The sequence below is a fragment of the Terribacillus halophilus genome, from assembly GCF_900101385.1.
Classification (GTDB): domain Bacteria; phylum Bacillota; class Bacilli; order Bacillales; family Amphibacillaceae; genus Terribacillus; species Terribacillus halophilus.
The window spans coordinates 1-22,536 of the sequence record NZ_FMZB01000003.1 but is presented as its reverse complement, the minus strand read 5'-3'; the positions used below and the strand labels follow the sequence as shown (position 1 = coordinate 22,536).

General features: G+C 44.6%; 15 protein-coding genes and 1 pseudogene. 10 read left to right on the top strand and 6 right to left on the bottom strand.

Annotated elements, in window-relative coordinates:
* Positions 1-44: 44 nt before the first annotated feature.
* Positions 45-659: a YesL family protein gene (locus BLQ53_RS06205; protein WP_093726432.1), complete on the bottom strand. Its 615-nt coding sequence runs from the start codon at positions 657-659 to the stop codon at positions 45-47.
* Positions 660-1,060: 401 nt separating this feature from the next.
* Here BLQ53_RS06205 and xylA point away from each other — a divergent pair, with 401 nt between their 5' ends.
* The 3 genes from xylA (at position 1,061) to BLQ53_RS06185 (ending at position 5,423) form a co-directional block, all read left to right on the top strand.
* Positions 1,061-2,383 carry a xylose isomerase gene (gene xylA, locus BLQ53_RS06200; RefSeq protein WP_093726431.1) on the top strand — a complete coding sequence of 441 codons (1,323 nt, stop codon included), beginning with the start codon at positions 1,061-1,063 and terminating at the stop codon, positions 2,381-2,383.
* A 73-nt stretch (positions 2,384-2,456) separates the two neighbouring features.
* The gene (gene xylB, locus BLQ53_RS06195) at positions 2,457-3,956 is read left to right on the top strand and encodes a xylulokinase (protein ID WP_093726790.1); all 1,500 of its coding nucleotides are present in this window, start codon (positions 2,457-2,459) and stop codon (positions 3,954-3,956) included.
* Between the two features lie 504 nt (positions 3,957-4,460).
* Entirely contained in the window at positions 4,461-5,423 is a 963-nt protein-coding gene (locus BLQ53_RS06185) for a TRM11 family SAM-dependent methyltransferase (protein ID WP_093726429.1), read from the top strand.
* 56 nt (positions 5,424-5,479) lie between these two features.
* Here BLQ53_RS06185 and BLQ53_RS06180 read toward each other — a convergent pair whose 3' ends face one another.
* Both BLQ53_RS06180 and BLQ53_RS06175 read right to left on the bottom strand, forming a co-directional pair.
* Positions 5,480-5,830, bottom strand: coding sequence for a hypothetical protein (locus BLQ53_RS06180; protein ID WP_093726428.1), 351 nt, complete (start codon positions 5,828-5,830; stop codon positions 5,480-5,482).
* A 664-nt stretch (positions 5,831-6,494) separates the two neighbouring features.
* Positions 6,495-8,783, bottom strand: coding sequence for a heavy metal translocating P-type ATPase (locus BLQ53_RS06175; protein WP_244499275.1), 2,289 nt, complete (start codon positions 8,781-8,783; stop codon positions 6,495-6,497).
* Positions 8,784-8,946: 163 nt separating this feature from the next.
* Between BLQ53_RS06175 and BLQ53_RS19160 the strand changes: the two genes are divergently transcribed.
* Positions 8,947-9,204 carry a hypothetical protein gene (locus BLQ53_RS19160; RefSeq protein ID WP_244499274.1) on the top strand — a complete coding sequence of 86 codons (258 nt, stop codon included), beginning with the start codon at positions 8,947-8,949 and terminating at the stop codon, positions 9,202-9,204.
* 66 nt (positions 9,205-9,270) lie between these two features.
* Here BLQ53_RS19160 and BLQ53_RS06170 read toward each other — a convergent pair.
* Positions 9,271-9,636 (bottom strand): annotated as a pseudogene (locus BLQ53_RS06170) (ArsR/SmtB family transcription factor); the annotation flags it as partial.
* A 932-nt stretch (positions 9,637-10,568) separates the two neighbouring features.
* Here BLQ53_RS06170 and BLQ53_RS06165 point away from each other — a divergent pair.
* Positions 10,569-11,120 carry a GNAT family N-acetyltransferase gene (locus BLQ53_RS06165; protein WP_093726427.1) on the top strand — a complete coding sequence of 184 codons (552 nt, stop codon included), beginning with the start codon at positions 10,569-10,571 and terminating at the stop codon, positions 11,118-11,120.
* Positions 11,121-11,245: 125 nt separating this feature from the next.
* Positions 11,246-12,250: an LLM class flavin-dependent oxidoreductase gene (locus tag BLQ53_RS06160; protein ID WP_093726426.1), complete on the top strand. Its 1,005-nt coding sequence runs from the start codon at positions 11,246-11,248 to the stop codon at positions 12,248-12,250.
* A gap of 38 nt (positions 12,251-12,288) precedes the next feature.
* On the opposite strand, the gene msrA is transcribed toward BLQ53_RS06160, so the two are convergent.
* Positions 12,289-12,819: a peptide-methionine (S)-S-oxide reductase MsrA gene (gene msrA / locus BLQ53_RS06155; RefSeq protein ID WP_093726425.1), complete on the bottom strand. Its 531-nt coding sequence runs from the start codon at positions 12,817-12,819 to the stop codon at positions 12,289-12,291.
* Positions 12,820-12,951: 132 nt separating this feature from the next.
* On the opposite strand from msrA, the gene BLQ53_RS06150 reads away from it, so the two are divergent.
* Positions 12,952-13,839 (top strand): 5'-3' exonuclease, encoded by an 888-nt coding sequence (locus tag BLQ53_RS06150; RefSeq protein ID WP_093726424.1) that lies wholly within the window; start codon positions 12,952-12,954, stop codon positions 13,837-13,839.
* 34 nt (positions 13,840-13,873) lie between these two features.
* Here the strand turns inward: BLQ53_RS06150 and gltC are convergent, their stop codons facing one another.
* Positions 13,874-14,776, bottom strand: a complete 903-nt coding sequence (gltC, locus tag BLQ53_RS06145) for a glutamate biosynthesis transcriptional regulator GltC (RefSeq protein WP_093726423.1) — start codon at positions 14,774-14,776, stop codon at positions 13,874-13,876.
* Between the two features lie 133 nt (positions 14,777-14,909).
* Between gltC and gltB the strand changes: the two genes are divergently transcribed.
* From gltB to BLQ53_RS06130, 3 genes are all read left to right on the top strand, one after another.
* Entirely contained in the window at positions 14,910-19,457 is a 4,548-nt protein-coding gene (gene gltB, locus BLQ53_RS06140) for a glutamate synthase large subunit (protein WP_093726422.1), read from the top strand.
* A 15-nt stretch (positions 19,458-19,472) separates the two neighbouring features.
* Positions 19,473-20,957, top strand: a complete 1,485-nt coding sequence (gltD, locus tag BLQ53_RS06135; RefSeq protein WP_093726421.1) for a glutamate synthase small subunit — start codon at positions 19,473-19,475, stop codon at positions 20,955-20,957.
* 171 nt (positions 20,958-21,128) lie between these two features.
* Positions 21,129-22,424: a globin-coupled sensor protein gene (locus tag BLQ53_RS06130; protein ID WP_170829599.1), complete on the top strand. Its 1,296-nt coding sequence runs from the start codon at positions 21,129-21,131 to the stop codon at positions 22,422-22,424.
* Positions 22,425-22,536: the final 112 nt, after the last annotated feature.

Sequence of the window (22,536 nt, the reverse complement as noted above, 5' to 3'; positions counted from 1 at the left end):
GAGAAAAAGCCAAAGAGCAATCTCTAAACGAAGATTGCTCTTTTTTACATGGTATTTTTTCTATTCAATCCAGTAAAAGCATGCAGACAGAGCCACATCGTGATGAATGCAAAAGAACTGCCGCCAAATATAAATGCCAAGGAAGGGAGCGTATACATGATAAGCAACAAACAAGCAAGACAGACAATGATAAAAAGTGTGTGCAAAGGATGAATCAACATGATCAAAAAAGCATGTTTGATGATTGTTCTTACATTCAAATCAAAATGAACAAAAGTCGGAAAAAGATAAAATAAGAAAAGAAAGGAAAAAAGGATGAATACCAGAAAAGGAACGTGCGTCCATGACAAGCCAGGGGGAAGAATGTACATGTACCATATATCCAAGATGATGGCAACCATGAGCAGTGCAACGAATAGCCCTAATTTATTACTTTTCCAAAATTCCTTTTTGTATGATGTCCAAAACGTCGTAAATAGGGCAGAATCCGCATCTCCTCTCAACCATTTCCTGATGATGCTGTACATAGCAATTGTGGAAGGGAAAAATCCCAAGATAATACCGCCGGCAAAAGTGAATAATATCCAGAGGACATTCAAATAAGCAAAACGGGTGATCCATTCCAATATAAGATAAATGGAACTGCTGATTCTGTCCATTTCAATACCTCCTTTTCCGTCATGAAAAGAAACACTCCCCCAAAAAAAATGAAAGCACTTACATTATAAGATAATAGATTCCATAAGTATACGCTTTTTTCCGGAAGATGGGGATGATGATCGTTCATAAAACTTAGTTTATCGTCTAGACAAACTAAGTTTTCAGTGATATCATCAAATGGAAAGAGTTGATGATGGAAGAAGGGGAGGCTTAGGTTACGCGGAAAAATGTAAGGGCTTACTTATGTTGGGATTGTCTGCTGTTCAGCTTAGCCGCTTATCGGTAAAGAAGTTGGAAATGACAGTGCGGATGATATGGAAATGGAGATGCAGGCAAAGGAAACGATACATCATCTTGATTGTTTGAATATTTCAAGTAAAAAACAATAGGAGGTCGTAACATGGCTTATTTTGAAAACGTTGATAAAATTGTATTCGAAGGTGCTGATTCTACCAACCCACTAGCCTTTAAATTTTATAACCCTGAAGAAATGGTTGCGGGAAAGTCGATGGAAGAAATTCTTCGGTTTGGTGTTGCGTATTGGCACACGATGACCATGGATGGTTCCGATCCATTTGGCAGCGGGAATATGCTGCGCCCATGGGATAGATTCTCCGGGATGGATCTAGCTAAGGCACGTGTTGAGGCAGCATTTGAGTTTTTCGAAAAGCTGAATGTCCCATTCTTTTGTTTCCATGATGTAGATGTTGCACCTGAAGGAAGTTCCTTGGCGGAAACTTATCAAAATCTAGATACAATCATAGTTATGATCAAGGAATATATGAATACGAGTAAAACGAAGCTTTTGTGGAATACAGCGAATATGTTTACACATCCTCGCTTTGTCCATGGTGCCGCAACTGCGGTCAATGCGGACGTGTATGCTTATGCTGCTGCCAAGGTAAAGAAGGGACTCGAAATAGCCAAAGACCTTGGGGCTGAAAATTACGTATTTTGGGGCGGCCGCGAGGGATATGAAACGCTATTGAACACAGATATGAAGCTGGAGCAGGATAATCTTGGCCGGTTCTTCCACATGGCTGTGGATTATGCTAAAGAAATCGGATTCACCGGACAATTCTTGATTGAACCAAAACCAAAAGAGCCTACAAAACATCAATATGACTTTGATGTGGCCACCGGGTTAGCATTTCTCCAAAATTATGATTTGCAGGATCATTTTAAATTTAATATAGAAGCAAATCATGCCACATTGGCCGGCCATACGTTCGAACATGAACTTCGAGTCGCGCGCATCAATGGCATGTTGGGTTCCGTTGATGCAAACCAGGGTGATCCACTGCTTGGCTGGGATACAGACGAATTTCCAACAGATTTGTATGCTGCCACTTTAGCGATGTACGAAATCCTGCAAAACGGCGGACTTGGTAAAGGTGGTTTAAACTTTGATGCGAAGGTACGAAGAGGGTCATTTGAAGCGGAGGATCTATTCCATGCACATATTGCGGGAATGGACAGCTTTGCGGCAGGTTTGAAGACGGCCCAAAAATTGTTGGAAGACCGCGTATTGGAGGACTTTATCGAAACTCGTTATAACAGTTTTGGAAGCGGGATAGGAAAGGAAATCGTAGACAACAATACGGACTTTCATAAACTCGAGGAATATGCTTTGGGATTAGGAGAAATCAAAAACGATTCAGGCCGTACAGAACAGCTGAAAGCGACCATTAATCAATACTTATTAACCGTTCTGGCAGAATAGGAAATTCAGGATATACCACATGGAGGGATTTCATTTGGTATATCCTATTGTTTCGAGAAAAGGAGGAGAGGAATTGAAATATGTGCTTGGAATAGATTTAGGAACAAGCGCTGTAAAAATACTGCTCCTAAACAAAGCGGGAGCAGTTTGTTTGGAGGAAACAAGGGGCTATCCTTTAATACAGATAAAATCTGGATTCAGCGAACAAGATCCGGAGGAGTGGATACGTAAGACGATTGACGCCCTGCAAAGCTTATTAAGGAGATTTGAAGGAAATATCGAGGATATAGAAGGGATTAGTTTTTCCGGTCAGATGCATGGACTTGTTTTGCTTGATGGGGATGGGAATGTTCTGCGTGATGCTATCCTATGGAATGATACCCGCACTGCCAAGCAATGTGAGGAAATTTATAATAAATTCAGCAAGGAAAAGCTATTGACTGTCACTAAAAACCCAGCGCTGGAGGGCTTTACATTACCAAAATTATTGTGGGTGAAAGAGAACGAACCGGAATTATTCAGTAAGGCATCAACATTCATGCTTCCAAAGGATTATGTGCGTTATCGTATGACGGGCCATATCGCGACTGAATATTCCGATGCGGCGGGGACGCTCTTATTGAATATAAATGAAAAAACATGGAGTTTGGAAATATGCGAAGCTTTGGGAATCCCGCCTACTTTATGTCCTCCGCTGGTAGAATCACAGGACTGTGTCGGAACACTGACTCCGGCTTTTGCGTCTGAATCGGGCCTGTCACCAGCAACGCAAGTGTTTGCCGGAGGGGCGGATAATGCCTGCGGAGCAATTGGCTCCGGAATTTTAAAAAAAGGGGAAACTTTATGCAGTATTGGAACCTCGGGAGTCATCTTGTCTTATGAAGACAAAGGCGACTTGGATTTTGAAGGAAAGGTGCATTATTTTAATCATGGCAAAAAGGACGCCTTCTATACCATGGGTGTCACTCTGTCGGCAGGCCACAGTCTTCATTGGTTCAAAGAGGTTTTTGCCAAAGAGAATGATTTTGAAACATTGTTGGAGGGAACTGACAATGTACCAATCGGCTCCAACGGATTGATCTTTACACCGTATCTTACTGGTGAGCGAACTCCCTATGCTGATTCGGTTATTCGCGGAAGTTTTATTGGTATGGACTCTTCTCATTCGATTAAAGATTTTGTAAGAGCGGTACTGGAGGGAATAACGTTTTCACTTCATGAATCCATCCAGATATTCCGGGAGAATGGCAAAGTCATTGATACCGTTGTCTCGATTGGCGGAGGAGCAAAAAATGATGCATGGCTTCAGATGCAGGCGGATATCTTCGATGCCACGATTGTACGCTTAAAGAGTGAACAAGGCCCCGGTGTTGGAGCGGCAATGCTGGCAGCTGTCGGTGTCGGGTGGTTTACGTCACTTGAAGAATGTGCCGAAGTGTTTACGGAAAAGATGAAAGAGTTCAAGCCGATTGCTGCAAACGTGGAAAGATACAAAAGATTATTCCGCATTTATCAGGAAGTTTATGTTTCTACGAAGGGCTTAAATCAGGAACTGAAATCATTTAGAAAGTAGTATTGCTGTTAGAAGGCATCCATCTTAAAATGTAGTCTTTCTGCTAATGGATGAGGCCAGGTCACTAGGAAGGCTTGGCTTTTCTGATTTATCCTCTCTCGATTTAGGAAGAGTTATATCCCAGCAATAGTATTGCAGTCTGCTTTAAATCCTCAAGTGAATCCTTCACATCATTTAGCCTTACCGGTAAGCGGATAAGCCCTGGACTTTTATGTTCCTTCTCCAAGTTCGATTCATTATTACTGAAATTTGGAATGTAATCAATCCCCCTTTCCACTGTTTTATAGGTTGCCTGTTTCAATGCGAAGCTTAAAAGACCGCTGTATCCGAGTCCAGAATCACTCCACATAGGGCATGCAAACCTGAATATCTTTCAATCTTTCCTGCGCTATCAATTTTCGCTCCTTTCATTATGAGAATTTTCTTTTGTCATATACTTTCGAAGACCTTTACGCCATTTCTGTTATAATGGATTCTTAATTGCGGTTTAAGAAAGGCAGATACATGACGATAAAATCCATCGAATCATTGGAATATTTATATACCTTTACAGCGGGCAGGGAAGAGACTTCCCTATGTAAATTGGAGCAAAGATCACTTTTCGGACAGGAATCAGACAACCTGATCAAAAGTACGACAAAAATCGAGCCAAGCAGGAGTCCATTCATCAAAGGAAGACTTTCCATTCTTTACTCAGGGGAGACTATTGATGATATCGCCGAACTGGTGCATCAAATAAAGCTTCAAGATAAAACCTTTAAGGTACTTTACCTAAAAATAAATGATTTAGACAATGAACAGAAAATAGAATTTGAGGAACAGCGAGCTATTGAGAGGAAAGTTGGCTGGAATATAACCGGAAAAGCAAAAATGCGGAATCCTGATGTTCTTTTTGGCATCGTTCCATTCAAAGGGCGATGGTATTTCGGCACCTATGTAAAGAATGAATCGGTCTGGCTGCATCATGCCAAAAAGCCACAGGAATATTCAACAGCTTTAAACACACGTTTGGCAAGAACGATTGTAAATATCGCAGTGCCAAATCCACGTGGAGTCAGTGTTATCGACCCTTGCTGTGGGATTGGCACCGTTTTAGTGGAAGCTTTATCGATGAGTATCCCTATCGTTGGTGCCGATCGTAATCCGCTCGCAGTAAAAGGAGCACGGGAAAATATTGCGCACTTTAACTATCAGGGGGAAGTTGCTGTCAAAGACATTGCCGAACAAGAAGGGCACTACGATGTCGCAATCGTTGATATGCCTTATAATCTGTATTCCCGTGCGACTGCAGAAGAGCAATTCACTATTATCAAGAACGCCAGAAGGATAGCTGATAGACTTGTGATCCTTACAATCGAGGATATGGATGAGATGTTGTGGGAGGCAGGATTCACAATAATTGATCGATGTGTTGCTAATAAGGGTCTCAAGGCTTTGTTTTCTAGGCAGGTTATTGTTTGTGAATAGATAATTACGTTAGTATCTCAAAACAGCCATTTATGTAGAAACAGATGGCTGTTTCATTATTCATCAAGTACAAAAGTGAATATATTATCGTCTGCATCTTCTGAAACTGTAATTTTTTCGTATTGAGTTTGGTGATCATTGAGAACTAAGGAAGCTTCGTACGTCGTCCCAACTTTCAACACTGCTTCTGTTTTCCCTTGCGTATCTGTCGGCTCAAGTATTATTCCTATATCAAGTACTTCTTCACCTGTTTCTGCTAGTGTGACAGTAAAACCCTGCACAGGTGATGTAACAGATTCCATAACGTAAATAATCACTTTCTCTTCGCCTGTATTTTGTTGTTGTTGACAACCTGTAATGAGAAAAAGGAAGCAGGTGACATAAAAATAATGGGTTATTTTTTTCATTTTGAAACACCTTTACATTTTTTGTGTTGCAATGCTATGTTTGTGATGCTTTTTACTAGTCGCGACTAATGATCCTCTTTAATTTCATTCAATTCTTTAATTATATGGCTCCAAGTTGCATAAGGTATGAAATGATTATGCATTCAGCTATAATCAGCTGTTTGCTTTTGAGATAGCTCGTTACAATATACGGGACAATACGAAATTGCTAGGCTCAGTAGAACGGCCACTTACAACTGAGAACCAAGAAAAGAACCAAGCATTCATGGAAAGAATACCGATGCAGCGTGCACCAACCGTATTTTTCAAGGAAAAATGCTTGGATCGGCTAAGAAAATCACCTCGCAATTATCATTGCTATTCACGGCAAAGAGCATTTTCATTACCTTTTGTAAGCTAATAGATTAAGTGCGTTGTAATCAATACTAAGGGATTTTATGGACAAACAAATTATGGGTGGACAGATTAAAAGCAGGGTACATGCAGGAAAAACTGTGTTTTCTATGACCTTGATGGAAATAAGATTCGTTATTTGATGAATTGAGTTCAATGTTTAAGGAAAGCCACTTCAATTCTGAATAAAGAAGAGATCCTCAATTACAATGATACAACTTTTCTTATTAAAGCCCGATCTAAGATTGCTGATCAGGGTTTTAACAATACGTTATTTCATTTTAAACAGACGTAAACTACTCAATATAACGAGTATTGCCGCACCGGTATCACTCAAAACCGCCAGCCACAAGGTCAGCCAGCCGGGAACAATCAATACTAAAGCTGCCGCTTTTATCAAAATGGAGAACCAGATGTTCTGTTTGATGATAGTTATGGCTTTTTTACTGAGTTTTATCGTGAAAGGCAGTTTCTCAAGATTGTCGGCCATCAGGACGATGTCTGCTGTTTCGATGGCCGTATCCGTGCCGGCACCGCCCATGGCGATTCCCAGATCCGCTGTTGCCAAGGCAGGAGCATCATTGATGCCGTCTCCGACCATTGCCGTTTTGTAGCCTTCCTGCTGCAGCTTTTTGATGGATGTCACTTTATCTTCCGGCAGTAAGTTGGCGAAATAGCGGTTCACCTTTGATTTCTTGGCCATAAGTGCGGCTGTTTTTTCATTATCGCCGGTGAGCATGACCATTTCCTTCAGGCCGTCTGCTTCCAGCTGCTGGATTGCTTTCACCGTTATATGGCGGATTGTATCCTCTACACAAATAACACCAAGTATCGCTTGCCTGCTGCCAACGATAACGATTGTTTTTGCTTGCTCCTGTATATCCCCAATGACAGGAGGAATGGTTACTTTCAAATCATTGAATAACTTTACATTTCCTGCGAAATAGGTTCTTCCATCTATTAAAGCAGATACACCTTTTCCGGCAATACTTTGAAACTTATCGCCTTCTAATTGGTGAATATTCAGTTCATCCGCATATGCAACAATCGAATTAGCGATTGGATGATTGGAATAAGCTTCAAGTGTCTTTGCGATCTCCAACAAAGATTCCTGACTGCCACTGCATACTCGTATGTCGGTAACTTTCGGTTTTCCTTCCGTTATTGTTCCTGTCTTATCAAATGCAATCGCACTGATTTTTCCTGCGATTTCCAATGAAGTGCCGCCTTTGATCAGCACGCCATTTTTTGCAGCGTTACCGATTGCCGCAACGATTGCTACGGGAGTGGAAATGACCAAGGCGCAAGGACATGCAATGACAAGCAGTTCAAGCCCCCGATAAACCCATTCACTCCTAGTGCCAAATCCAAAAAAAGGGGGAACAGCGATAACCAAAAGCGCCAGTACAAACACGACGGGTGTATAGATGCTGGTAAACCGATCAATGAATGCTTGGGTTGGCGCTTGCTTCCCTTGTGCCTCTTCTACCATTTCAATGATTTTAGCGATGGTTGTATCTTCGACTAGCTTGGTGACATTGATTTCCAATGTGCCATTTTCATTTACTGTACCTGCAAAGACATTATCGTTGACTGTTTTATCAACAGGGATGGATTCTCCGGTGATCGATGCCTGATTTACACTGGATTCTCCTTTGATTACCTCACCATCAAGCGGAATGCGATCACCGGCTTTGACAACAATCGTGTCACCAAGCTTGACTTCTTCCACGGCGACTTTTATTAAGTCACCGCCTTTTCTTACCCATGCTTCCGGTGGAGCAAGGTCCATCAATTCTTTGATGCTATGACGTGTTCGATTCACCGACCTCATTTGGAGCATGGCGCCTAGGGAGAACAGCCAGACGACAACGGCACCTTCCAGCCACTCGCCGATAATGGCAGCGCCGATCGCGGCTACAGACATCAGTACATTCATATCAAGTGAACCGCTTTTAACAGCGTAATAAGCGCTTTTCAGAGGCTTATACCCGCAGATTACCATCACAAGTGCATAAAGCAGAACTGAGACAAGGCTTGGTATCTCAGTATAGCTAAGGCCAAATCCCAGGACGAGGAGGATACCGGACCCAGCGACAGAAATACTGCCAAAGTCAAAACTTTTTTTCTCCTCGGGGTCTGAAGGATTTCGCTTGGAGGATAACTCTGCTTTATAACCAGCTTTTTGAACCTCACGGATAATCGTTTCTTTATCAGCTTCGTGATCAATTTGCATTTTACCTGTAGAAAAGTTAACTTCTATGTGTTTGACTTCAGGTATTTTCCGTAAATGATTCTCGATCGTTTTGGCACATGCACCGCAGTCCATTCCTTCGACCACATATGTTTCTCCATTACCAGGAAGCTCAACAGCACTGTAGCCAAGTTTCGAAACAGTCTTCGGAATGATGGTAAGTTGTGACGCTTCTTTGGCAGCAACTTTCATCTTTCCAGTGGAAAATTGCACTTTGACGGATTGAACGCCAGGCAGCATCCGGACCGCTTTCTCAATTGTTTTTGCACATGCACCGCAATCCATGCCGGAGACATTATATGTCATGATTGGGCTATTAGAAAGAGCCTTATGCTGTGCCGCTGCAGTTGATTTGCAAGTATCAGCAGTGTAGCAGTTACTGCCTGCTAAGGTGTCTGTTTTTGATAGGGTATCAAGGTCTTTTACCGTACTATTTATGCAGCAAGAAATCTCTGAAGTGGCCACTTCAATGGGAGAACAGCAAGATGTTTCTGTTTGGGTTTTTGAAGAAGAGCAACAAGGTGCTTCGTCAGTCCCGATTCCGCCAGAAGGACAACAGTTTCCTCTGTCCGATTCGTCGGGGTCGTCCGCCGAGCAGCAATCTTCTTTTTTCTCGTTTTTTACCGCAACAGTGACAGTGTTATTAATTCCTTCTGAAGTTGAATTGGCATGGGATGCAGTGGACGTTGCAGCAACTTGCATGTTCGTGCTGCAGCAATTATTTTGATTCTGAACGGCTCCCTGACAGCAGGAGCTTTTTTTGCTTTGATTTGTCATTTTCGCATTCTCCTTTTATTAGTGCTATTTCTTTTTGTTGTGAAATGGCCTGGAGGATAAAGCCGGTCATATAATGATCGCTAAGCTTATAATAAACCGTTTTGCCTTCTTTCCTTGTACTCGTAAGTCCAGCTTTTTTTAACGTACGCAAGTGATGGGATGTGGTGGCAATGCTGCAATCCAGAATATTGGCTACGTCACAGACACATAATTCTTCTTCGATTGTCAAAGCTGAAATGATCTTTATACGTGTTTGATCCGCAACAGCTTTCAATAACTTGGTAACATCATGTAAATGTTCATCGGACAAGTTCTCCTTGACTCGGTTCACTTTATCCTCGTGGAGGCAGGTAACATTGCAAAAAGCTGTTTCTTTTGCCATTTCGTCATCTCCATATTCAAAGTAATATTTGAATAAAGTATATAGAATGCGGTTTTTTTGTTCAAGTTTATATTTGAATATAGTATGAAAAAGCATTAGTGCTGCTCACCCCTTTTTAAAATTTTGTCTTTACAATCGCTGAGCGAATACCTTGCATGCTTCCTGTTTCATTCCCTACAATGCTAAATAGAATTAGCTGAGAAGATGTGGGCGCAAAAAGCTCAGCGTATTGAGGCAAGCAGGGATAAGAAGGGGAACTACGCCGGAAGAGGCATTGCAGGAAAAGCCCAGAATTAGCCTGGCATACAGAAAGATTAGGCTATGAGCTATACTGGTTTGCGGAGCATCATCATACAAAAGGGAGTGTCGCACTGAAATCATGGCAACGCGGATTGCGAGTACGTTCCATACAATCGAAGTTTGAACATCCGGGGTATTGCTGCCGCAGTACAGCCCTCATATAATCATCAAACATGCAAGAAGAATAGCTGATAGACTTGTTATCGCTTACAATTGAGGGTATGGATGCGATGCCTTGTTAAAGCAGGATTTGCGATAATTGAACCCTGTGTTGCCAACAAGGGGGTGAAGGCATTGTTTTCGTGGCAGGCAGTAGTTTGTTAATGAAGCTTTTTTGCGTTGAGAAACTTAATTAAATGCCAGCTTAACCTCGCATTCATGTGTTTCAAAACCTAGTAAAAGGCAATGAAATGATGAAAGTGCATTCGTAGAAAGGAGAGATTGTAATTGTCACTGAACGCAGCACCGGGTGCTGGATATGCCACTTCTGAGCAGTTATTGAAGGATTGGTAAAGACTAAACACTTTTTTTAGTAGAATACATAAGTGAATGCAAGGTTTAGTAAAGTGAATCACTTCGAACTTCGAGGCGGATGCGTACAAGACATGTAATTTTATAAGGAGATGATTTAAATGAAAAGAATTCCACTTCGTATGGTGAGAGAGGATTTGTTGCATATTCCTCAATACCCGCTTCCTGATGGATTTCGAATCAGATTTTTTGAGAAAGGTGACGAACATCATTGGGCACGTGTGGAAGCAAGTGTAGATGAATTTGATAGTAAAGAATCTGCAATAGAGCACTTTCATAAAGAATTTGGACCATACATTGAAGAAATGATAAAAAGATGTGTGTTCATCGAAAATGAACATGGAGAAGTGATTGGAACCACAACGGCATGGTATGGCAGCTTAAAAGACGATGGAGAAATTTTAGGGAGAATCCATTGGGTAGGAATTGTTCCTGCATATCAAGGAAAAAAACTATCCAAACCTTTACTGAGTGCAGCCATGAATATCTTGGCAAACTATCACTCAAAGGCCTATCTAACTTCGCAAACAACAAGTTACCAAGCGGTTAATATGTACCTAAACTATGGATTTAAACCGTTTATCACAACTCCCAGCTGTCATGAAGCCTGGTCCTTGATAGAGGACACTTTAGAACGAAAAATAATAAAGTAAGCCAATCTCATAATTTAGGCATCTCCCTTAAAAAGTAATTTTTAGCGTTGCTGAGCGAATACCTTGTATGCCTCCCATCACTTTCCCTAAAATAAAAATGAGAAGATCAGAGAAGAGGTGGGCGCATGAAGCTCAGCATATTGGATCAGGCACCGATCAGAAGGGGCGCTACGCCGGAAGATGCATTACAAGAAGCAGTAGAACTTGCCCAGCATGCAGAAGGATTAGGTTATGAGCGTTACTGGTTTGCAGAGCATCACAATACAAACGGACTGGTCAGCGTCGCACCTGAAATCATGGCGACGAGAATTGCTAGTGCGACGAAAACGATAAAAGTTGGGACGGGCGGGGTATTGCTGCCGCAGTACAGCCCGTTGAAGGTAGCGGAAACCTTTCATACGTTGGCGGGATTATTTCCTGGACGGGTCGATTTGGGAGTCGGCCGTTCACCAGGGGGAAATGAACAGACGAGAAGTGCTTTGGCGGATGGAGCAGAAAACGGCATGGGAGCATTTCCAAGAAAGCTCGAAGAACTCCAAGGCTTTCTATCCAACACACTCCCGCGTGATCACCCTTATCGTTCGGTGAAAGCATCACCGCGTGTTAAGGAGCCAGCTCCATTATGGGTCCTTGGTTTATCGGAAGAGAGTGCCAAACGGGCGGGTGAATTGGGTATCGGTTATGTATTCGGTCACTTCATCAGTCCAGCTAAGCCAAAAGCGATGCCTATATATAAGGAAGCATTTCGTCCATCGGTCACGAGGGAGAAACCATATGGCATTGTTTGTATCTTCGTTGTCTGTGCGGAAACAAAAGAACAGGCGGAAGCGTTGGCGGAGAGTCAGGATCATTGGCTGCTGAGCGTCGGGAAAGGGCGCGATACACAAGTTCCGTCGCCTGAGCTTATAGCAAAACGCCAGCTTACAGAAACGGATAGAGAAACAATTCGGCAAAACCGCAAACGCTGCGTCATTGGAACACCTGAGCAAGTCAGGATGGAGCTGGAAAGACTGAAGGAACTTTATCAAGCGGACGAGTTCATGCTGATCACGAATATCCACGATAAGGAAGCGAAATGGAAATCATATGAACTGATCAAGCATGAAGTCGACCATAATATCATTATGTAAACCAAAGAGTTGAAAACAAGGAGCGAAAAGTCGCTCCTTTATTTATTCCAATGCTCATCGATGAATTCATCACGCCCGGATTTGGCGCGGTCTTCTTCATAAGCTTCTTTTTCTTTCTTATAGAAGTCCTGATGATATTCCTCGGCAGGGTAGAAGACAGCTGCCGGAAGAATTTCCGTCACGATCGGCTGCTTGAACTTGCCGCTTTCTTCTAGCGCCTTCTTGGAAAATTGGGCTAGCTCTTCCTGTACATCATCATGGTAGAAGACAGCTGTACGGTACTGGTCGCCGCGGTCGTGGAATTGCCCGCCTGCATCGGTGGGATCGATTTGCGGCCAATATAAATCCAGAATTTGCTGGTATGTTATTTTGGTTGGGTCATAGGTGATTTCGACAGCTTCATAGTGTCCCGATGTCCCTGTTTTCACTTGTTCGTATGTCGGATTTTCGACGTGGCCTCCTGTGTAGCCGGAAATGACTGATTCCACTCCATCCCATTGATCGAATGGTTTCACCATACACCAGAAGCATCCTCCTGCGAATGTTGCTTTGGCAAAGTTTGTTGTCATATTCAATAGCTCCTTCCTGGTGTAATATGACTTATTTTACCCTATATAAATAACTTGTACTAGTATGTTAAACTAAAAGCTTGTAATATTGGATAAGAGGATGAAAGAAAAGAAGGGGACATTGAGAAACGTATGAAAAACCACATTTTATTAATAGATGGCATGGCGATTTTATTCCGAGCATTTCATGCCACAGCTTACCGCAATTATTATATGGTCAATTCAAAAGGGATGCCGACAAATGGCCTGCATGGCTTCATCCGGCATTTGTCCGCAGCTGTCGAACACTTTGAACCGACGCATGTTGCTGCCTGCTGGGATATGGGTTCGAAGACATTCCGCAGCGAGATGCTGGATACGTACAAAGGTAATCGTGAAGCACCGCCTGTTGAACTGATTCCGCAATTCGAGGCAGTCAAACAGGTCGCAGCTGGATATGGCATCCCCAATATCGGACTCAAAAATTATGAAGCAGATGACTGCATCGGGACATTGGCATGTCTTTATGCAGAAGAAGGACATCAAGTGACGATAGTTACCGGTGACCAGGATATGCTGCAGCTTGTCCGCCCGAATGTCGATGTGGCCATCATGCGTAAAGGCGAAGGCAACTATGAAGTATTCCAGGAAGCCACCTTCTTGGAACAAAAAGGCCTGACTCCAGCACAAATCATCGATATGAAAGGTTTGATGGGAGATAGCTCGGATAACTATCCTGGTGTCAAAGGAATCGGTGAAAAGACAGCGATTAAGCTGCTGACCCAATTTGAAAACATCGATAAACTGCTGGAGAACTTAACAGAACTGCCCAATGGCGTCAGAAAAAAGATCGAGTCAGACTTGGATAACTTGCATTTGAGCAGAAAGCTCGCGGCTATCCATTGTGAGGTTCCGATCAGCTGTTCTCTGGAAGATGCTGTCTGGGCAGTGGATGAGAAGCAGAAACAAGCGATGCTTGAGGAATTCGAACTGACAAAACTAAGCCGTCTACTGCGCCCGGCTGACCAGCTGGCAAACTAAAAAGCGATTGTGCACAACGCACAATCGCTTTTTTTCATCTGAATTGCTGCAGACGGGAAAAGAAATCCCGCACAAATTCATAAAATAAACGTTCAGAAGGCGCCACTTGCCTTTCCTTCGGCATAATGATACCGACAGATCTCCTGACCTCCGGGAAGGTGATGGGGATTTTTGTTGTCAGCCGGGGCGTGGCATCATAGAATGTACTTTCCGGCAAAATGCTGATGCCGATACTAGCCGCGACAAGGCCCTTGATGGCATCAAGATCTTCGCCTTCCGATGATACAGTCGGTTCAAAACCTGCTTTTTTACACCCATCCATCACCAGCTGCCTCAGCTTATATCCGTCAGGGAAAAGCACAAACTGCTCATTCTGCAGATCCTTCAACTGCAGCTGTTCCCTCTCAGCGAAACGGTGCGCGACAGGTACGAGCGCAGAGAAGCTTTCCGTGAAGAGGATTTCGCCTTCAATCCGGTCATGATCCCTAGGAACCGGGCCGATGAAAGCAATATCAATATCGCCGCGGGATACTTGCTCGATAAGGAATTGATAGGTACCCTGGCGAAGCTGAAATTGAATGTTCGGGTAAGCTTCTTTAAAAGAATAGATGACTGTCGGCAAGAGCTGACCGGCCAAGCTGGTCGGAAAGCCGATTTTGATGGACCCGCGCTCCGGATCCAAATGCTCATCGATTTGCTTTTTCGCATAATCGATTGCCTGCATGGCTGTCTCGACATGGGAAAGGAAGGTGCGGCCGATTTTGGTCAGCTTGACATTTCTACCTTCCCGTTCGAACAAGTCCACCCCAAGTTCATCTTCCAAATTACTGATTTGCCGGCTGATGGCTGACTGTGCAACAAGCAAATATTCGGCCGCTTCCGACATATGCTCCCGCTTGGCAACCTCGATAAAATAGCGCAGTTGACGTAATTCCATGCAGTTTTCCTCCGTTCTATCTCAAAATGAGATTGATTCTATCTAAATTATATATTGTTTCGATCAATCAGAAAACCTACAATGTTCTATAAGACAACATGTCGGTTTCGAGACAGAGAGTGAGGGATTAATAATGGCATTTCATTTTCTACCAAAAGCACAAGGCCTTTATCGCCCGGAATTCGAGCACGATGCATGCGGTATCGGCTTATACGCGCATATGAAGGGGAAAGCCGCCCATTATATCGTTCAAAAAGGATTGCAGCTATTATGTCAGCTGGATCACCGCGGCGGTCAAGGAAGCGATCCCGCATCAGGGGACGGAGCAGGGATCATGGTACAGCTTCCACACCGTTATTTTTCCGAAAAGACGGAATTTTCTTTACCTGAAGCAGGGCTCTATGGCGTAGCCATGATTTTCTTCAACACACAGGACGCACAGCAAGAAGAATTGGAAAGCAAGATCAGCGCGCTTGTGGAAGCAGAAGGGCAGCACGTAATCGGCTGGCGCACTGTACCTGTCGATGACACGCACATCGGCACGATGGCACGCGATGTGAAGCCTTTTGTCCGCCAACTGTTCGTCGGAATCGGCGAGCAGACTGAAAAAGGGCTCCCGTTCGAGCGCAAACTGTACGTGATTCGCAAGCAAGCGGAAAACGAAGCAAAAGAAATGCAGCAGCATTTGTATTTCGCAAGCTTTTCCAGTGAAACGATCGTCTACAAAGGGATGCTGACTTCCGTGCAAGTGGATCAGTTTTATCTGGATCTTCAGGATCCGCTTTTTGAAAGTGCTTTTGCACTTGTACACTCTCGATTCAGTACAAATACATTCCCAAGCTGGGAACGCGCCCATCCAAACCGTTATCTCATCCATAATGGCGAAATCAATACACTGCAAGGGAACGTCAACTGGATGCACGCCCGACAGAAGCAGTTGGTTTCAAAAGCTTTTGGTAAGGACACTGCGAAGATTCTGCCGATTCTTGATACGGACGGAAGTGATTCCTCCATCATGGATAATGCTTTTGAATTCTTCGTGCTTGCGGGTCGCAAACCGGCTCATGCAGCCATGATGATGATTCCGGAACCATGGGATAAGAACCCATACATGAATAAAGAAAAACGTGCATTTTATGCTTATCATAGCACATTGATGGAGCCATGGGACGGACCGACAGCCATTTCATTCACGAACGGCAAACAAATCGGAGCAGTCCTTGACCGCAACGGTTTGCGTCCAGGCCGCTATTATGTGACGAAAGATGATCATCTTATCCTTTCCTCTGAAGTAGGCGTCATTGATGTCGAAGAAGAAAATGTCCTGCTCAAAGAACGACTCAGCCCTGGCAAAATGCTGTTATTGGATATGGAGCAAGGCCGCCTGATCCCTGATGAGGAAATCAAGCAAGAAATGGCTGCGGCACAGCCGTATCAAAAATGGCTGGATGATCATATCGTGGAACTTCATGATCAGACGGTTTCGGACGATAGCGCTATCGAAGATCTTGTCACACGACAGAAAGCTTTCGGCTACACCTATGAAGATGTGAAGAAGTATCTTGTTCCGCTTGTATCGGAAGGCAAAGACCCAATCGGAGCGATGGGGAATGACACGCCACTTTCCGTGCTGTCCGATCGGCCGCAATCGCTGTTCAATTATTTCAAACAGCTATTCGCCCAAGTAACGAACCCGCCAATCGATGCGTATCGAGAGCAAATCGTCACAAGCACGCTTTCTTATCTTGGCAAAGAGGGCAATTTGCTGCATCCGGATGAAACGAATTGCCGACGGATCAAATTATCATCACCTGTCATGACGAATAATCAACTGGAACAGCTGGTATCCGACCAAAGCGGTGATTTCAAGCTGCAGGAAATCCACACATTATTCGGGGAAAATCTGAAGAAAAGCATGCAGCGCATTTTCCAGGAAGCAGAGGAAGCGATCAGTAAGGGTGTCAGCGTACTCGTGCTGACAGACCGCCTCATGTCGGATATTTATGTACCGGTTCCGACGCTGCTAGCTGTGAGCGGCTTGCATCAGCATCTTGTCCGCAAAGGTCTTCGGACGAAGGTCAGCTTGATCGCCTCTGCCGGGGAAGTTAGGGAAGTGCATCATGTTGCAACACTGCTCGGCTATGGAGCAGATGCCATCCATCCTTATCTGGCTTATGCAACAGTGAAGGAAGCGATCGATAACGATGATATTGCATTGTCATATCCTGATGCCATCAGACAATATGCTGCTGCGATGACAGAAGGCGTCGTCAAGGTCATGTCCAAAATGGGAATCAGCACTGTACAAAGCTACCGCGGGGCCCAAATCTTTGAAGCAGTCGGTATCAGTCATCAAGTCATTTCCAAGTATTTCACTGGAACAACATCCCAAGTTGATGGCATCGACTTGAACACGATTGCTCTTGAGGCGAAAAAACGCCATCAGGAGGCTTATAAATCACAAACGACAACCCTTGAAACGGGCAGCGAGTATCAATGGCGTAAAAACGGCGAGCATCATGCGTTCAACCCGAAAACGATCCATACACTGCAATGGGCATGCCGACGCAATAATTACGATTTGTTCAAAGAATATACCGAAGCTGCCGATCAAGAACGGCTCGGCTTCCTCCGCAACTTATTTGATTTCAAGAAAACGAAGGCGATTCCGCTTGCAGAAGTTGAATCGGTGGAAAGCATCGTGACGCGCTTCAAGACTGGTGCGATGTCCTTTGGCTCGATCAGCGAAGAAGCACATGAAGCATTAGCCATAGCAATGAACCGTTTAGGCGGAAAAAGTAACAGTGGTGAAGGTGGCGAAAACGCGAAGCGCTATACGCCGGATGAAAACGGGGATTATCGCCGCAGTGCCATCAAGCAGATAGCTTCTGGCCGTTTCGGTGTCATGAGTTCTTATCTAGTGCAAGCAAATGAGCTGCAAATCAAAGTCGCTCAAGGTGCAAAACCAGGAGAAGGCGGACAGTTGCCAGGCAAGAAAGTGTATCCATGGGTTGCAGATGTTCGGAAATCGACTCCTGGTGTCGGTTTGATTTCTCCGCCTCCGCATCACGATATTTACAGTATCGAGGATTTGGCGCAGCTGATCCACGATTTGAAAAATGCCAATAGCGACGCAAGAATCAGTGTTAAATTGGTCGCAAAAGGCGGCGTCGGAACGATTGCTGCCGGCGTTGCCAAAGGCGCTGCTGACGTTATCGTCATCAGTGGTTACGACGGCGGTACAGGAGCATCGCCGAAAACAAGTATCAAGCACGCTGGTCTTCCATGGGAGATCGGACTGGCGGAAGCACACCAGACGCTTATGCTGAATGGTTTGCGCGACCGTGTCCGTTTGGAGACCGACGGTAAATTGATGACTGGCCGTGATGTTGTCATGGCAGCACTGCTTGGTGCAGAAGAGTATGGCTTTGCGACAGCTCCACTGGTAGTTTTGGGCTGTGTCATGATGCGTGTCTGCCATATCGATACTTGCCCTGTCGGCATCGCGACGCAAAACCCAGAGCTGCGCAAGAAATTCATGGGTGATCCGGATCATGTCGTCAACTTCATGACGTTCATCGCGCAGGAAGTCAGGGAAATAATGGCAGAGCTTGGTTTCCGCACAATGGAAGAAATGGTCGGCCGAACAGACGTGCTGGAAGTTTCCGAACGGGCCAAATCGCATTGGAAAGCAGGTCAGCTAGATTTGAGCAGACTGCTTCATCAAATCGATGGTCCGCGGACTTACAGCACACCGCAAAACCATAAGATCGATATCGCGTTGGATACGACTGATATCCTGCCGCAGCTGGAAAAAGCACTTTCTGGCGAAGGAAAAGTAAATCTGGAAATGCCGATCCGCAATATCAACCGTGTGGCCGGGACGCTTGCAGGAAGCAATATCAGCAAGAAATTTGCCGAAGCTGGTCTTCCGGAAGACACAGTGAATCTGCATTTCAACGGTTCAGCAGGACAGAGCTTTGGTGCTTTCACACCAAAAGGAATGACGCTGAAGGTGACAGGAGATGCCAATGACTATGTCGGCAAAGGCTTATCCGGGGCAAAACTGATCGTCAAAAAACCGGCTGAATTCCAAGCATCCGCTGCCCATCAAGTAATTGCTGGAAACGTGGCGCTGTATGGAGCTACTTCAGGCGAAGCTTATATCAACGGTATGGCTGGTGAACGCTTCGCAGTCCGTAATAGCGGCGCGACAGCAGTTGTGGAAGGAATCGGGGAGCATGGCTGTGAATATATGACAGGCGGTAAGGTGGTCATACTCGGTGAGGTTGGCAAAAACTTCGCAGCCGGAATGTCTGGCGGTATCGCTTATGTCCACACTGCAAATCGGGAAGCATTCAAACAGCTTTGCAATACGGAAATGATCGACTTTGAACAGTTAACAGATAAAAAAGAAATTGCAGAGCTTCGGAGTATGATCGAGAAGCATGCTGCTTACACAGAAAGTGAAAAAGCATCCTTCATCCTGGAAAACTGGGAAGCGGAACTAGCTTACTTTGTAAAAGTGATTCCAATTGATTACCGCAGCATGATGCATCAAATTGATGCACAGCGTGAACTTGGACTTTCTCAGGAGGAAGCGGCCATGGAAGCATTTGTATTGAAGAATCAGCAGCCGCTACCAGTGAAAGAATCCGAGAAACCAGCAGCTGTACATTAAGAAAGAGGTGGAAGTATGGGGAAAGCAACCGGTTTTATCGACTACAAAAGAGAAGAAGCAACTGAACGCGATCCGAAAACGCGCACCGGGGACTGGAACGAATACGCCGCTCCTTTCTCTGATGTTACGCTGAAGACACAAGGGGCCCGCTGTATGGACTGCGGTACACCGTTCTGTCATATCGGCATGGAAATCGGCGGCGCTACATCCGGCTGTCCGATTTACAATCTGATCCCGGAGTGGAACGACCTAGTGTATAAGGGGAAATGGAAAGAAGCATTGGAAAGATTGATGCTGACAAATAACTTCCCGGAATTCACAGGCCGTGTCTGTCCGGCACCTTGTGAAGGTTCCTGTACGGTTGCAATCAGCGACCCGGCAGTGACCATCAAGAATATCGAACGGGCCATCATCGATAAAGGCTTTGAAAATGGCTGGATTACACCACGTATCCCGAAGAAACGGACTGGCAAAAAGATAGCCATCATCGGTTCCGGCCCTGCTGGTCTTGCAAGTGCCGATCAGCTGAACCAAGCTGGTCACTCTGTAACGGTTTATGAGCGTGCTGATCGTGCTGGTGGTTTGCTAATGTATGGTATTCCGAATATGAAGCTCGAAAAAGACGTGGTAGAGCGCCGTGTGAATTTATTACGCCAGGAAGGAATCGATTTTATCCTGAACACAGAAATCGGCAAAGATATCCTTGCTGAGGAGCTTCGCGAACAGTATGATGCGGTCATTCTCTGCACAGGTGCACAGAAACAGCGCGACCTTGTCATCAAAGGAAGGGAAGCAAAAGGAATCCACATCGCTATGGATTATTTGACAGCTTCCACAAAAGCGCTGCTTGATGACAAACACACCATTCAGCCTGCGTTCGATGCTGAAGGTAAAAATGTCATCGTCATCGGCGGCGGAGATACTGGAGCAGACTGTATCGCAACTGCTGTCCGTCAAGGAGCGAAAAGTGTTACGCAATTCGGTAAACATCCACAGCTGCCGCTTGCTCGCAGTGCTGATAACCAATGGCCGGAATATCCGCATGTATTCGGCTTGGAATATGCACACAAAGAAGCAAAAGCGGTCTATGGCCAAGACCCGCGCCAATACTCCATCCAGACAACGAAATTCGTAATGGATGAGCAAGGAAATCTAAAGGAATTGCATACGATCGATATGCAGAAAGTCCGTAATGAACAAGGCATGTTCGTCTATCAGGAAGTCGAAGGATCTGAAAAAGTATGGCCTGCTGAGCTCGTGTTGATTGCGATCGGCTTTGAAGGTACTGAAACGCCATTGCTTACAGAGTTTGGGGTTAACGTTACACCGAATAAACGTGTAGAAGCAGCATATGGAAATTATCGTACGAATGTAGATAACGTTTACGCTGCCGGCGATGCCCGTCGCGGACAAAGTCTGATCGTTTGGGCTATCAATGAAGGCAGGGACGTTGCCAAACAAGTCGATCTTCAGCTTATGGGTGAGACAGTTTTACCTTAATCAAGAAGCAGAATTTCCGTCAGACGGAAGTTCTGCTTTTATTATGCCTTGAGAAACGCCATGGAGCCAGCAACTTGTGAGGATTCCTGCCAGTATTTTGGAAGGACACCTTCATTTTTCTGCTGATCAACCGATAATGTAAAAATGGGGGATTCAATAAGGAGGACCAAAATGTTATTAAAACGAAAAAAAGAGAGAAAAATTGAAACCGAGGAACATGCAAAGCAAACAAAAGAAGCCAAAGTAGTCGTGCAAATCGATGGCGAGCTCAGGAAGCAACTGGATATGATCCATTTGACAGCAGAGGATTTGCGTATCTTGATCAATATGCAGCCGCTTGTTTATCAGGAGATCGACAGTATTGTGAGCCGTTTTTATCAAAACATTACAAATCAAGATAATTTGCTTGCTATCATCGAATCAAATAGTTCCGTTGACAGGCTGAAGCAAACGTTGAAACGGCATATCGAGGAAATGTTTGATGGAAAAGTAGACGGAGACTATGTGGAGAAACGCAAACGAATCGCTTTGATACATGCCAAAATCGGCTTGGAACCGAAATGGTATATGGGAGCTTTCCAAGATCTTCTGCAGCAGATGCTGTCCATTTATGAAAAGCATATTACTGACTTCCACGCTTATCGTACAGCCGTTTTGGCTACGACGAAAATTTTCAATATCGAACAGCAAATTGTATTGGATGCTTACAATACAGAACATGAACGAGTACATATTGAACATATTACAACGCAAGATAAGCTGCATGAGCGCATTCAAGTTACTTCCGAGAGCCTTACAAGCATATTCCTGCAGGTGAACCGAGCTGTAGAGGGGCTGGTTGCATTCTCGGCAACACTGACAGAGCAGAGCAATGAAACGAAACATACAGCAAAAGAAGTCGTGAGTCACTCGGAGGAAGGACAAGCAGGACTTGCATCCCAACAGGAACGGATGCAGCGTATCGGAGAGCAGATGACGATGGTACAGCAGGAACTGATCGCTTTGGAGCAAGCGGCTGCAAAAATTGGCAGCATTGTAGGTCTGGTCGAAGGTATTGCCGAGCAGACAAATCTGCTGTCTCTTAATGCTTCGATTGAATCGGCTCGGGCAGGTGAGCAGGGGAAAGGGTTTGCTGTTGTCGCAAGCGAAGTCCGGAAACTAGCAGAAGAGACGAAAACATCTGTCTCCGATGTCTCAGTGCTTATTCAAGATACACACGCGCAAATCAGCAATGTAAGCAAGTTCATGGCAACGGCGGAGGATTTGATTTCCAATGGTACGGTGCAGCTTGGGGATGTCACCAGTAAATTCGAAAACATCATGACCCATTCCCAGAGCAATGAACAAATCAGCAGCCGGACGGAGGAAAGCATCAAACGATTTTCAGCTGAGCTCACGGATGTGAAAGGAGCCATGGAGCAAGCAGAAGGTATTTTGCGTCGATTGAATGAACTGACAGAAGCATAAAAAAACCAGCAGTCAAGTAGACTAACCTAGTCAAATGGGACATAAAAAAACACCCTTCAAGTGGTACACTTAAACTAAGTGTCAATTTGGAGGGTATTTTTTATGCAGAAAA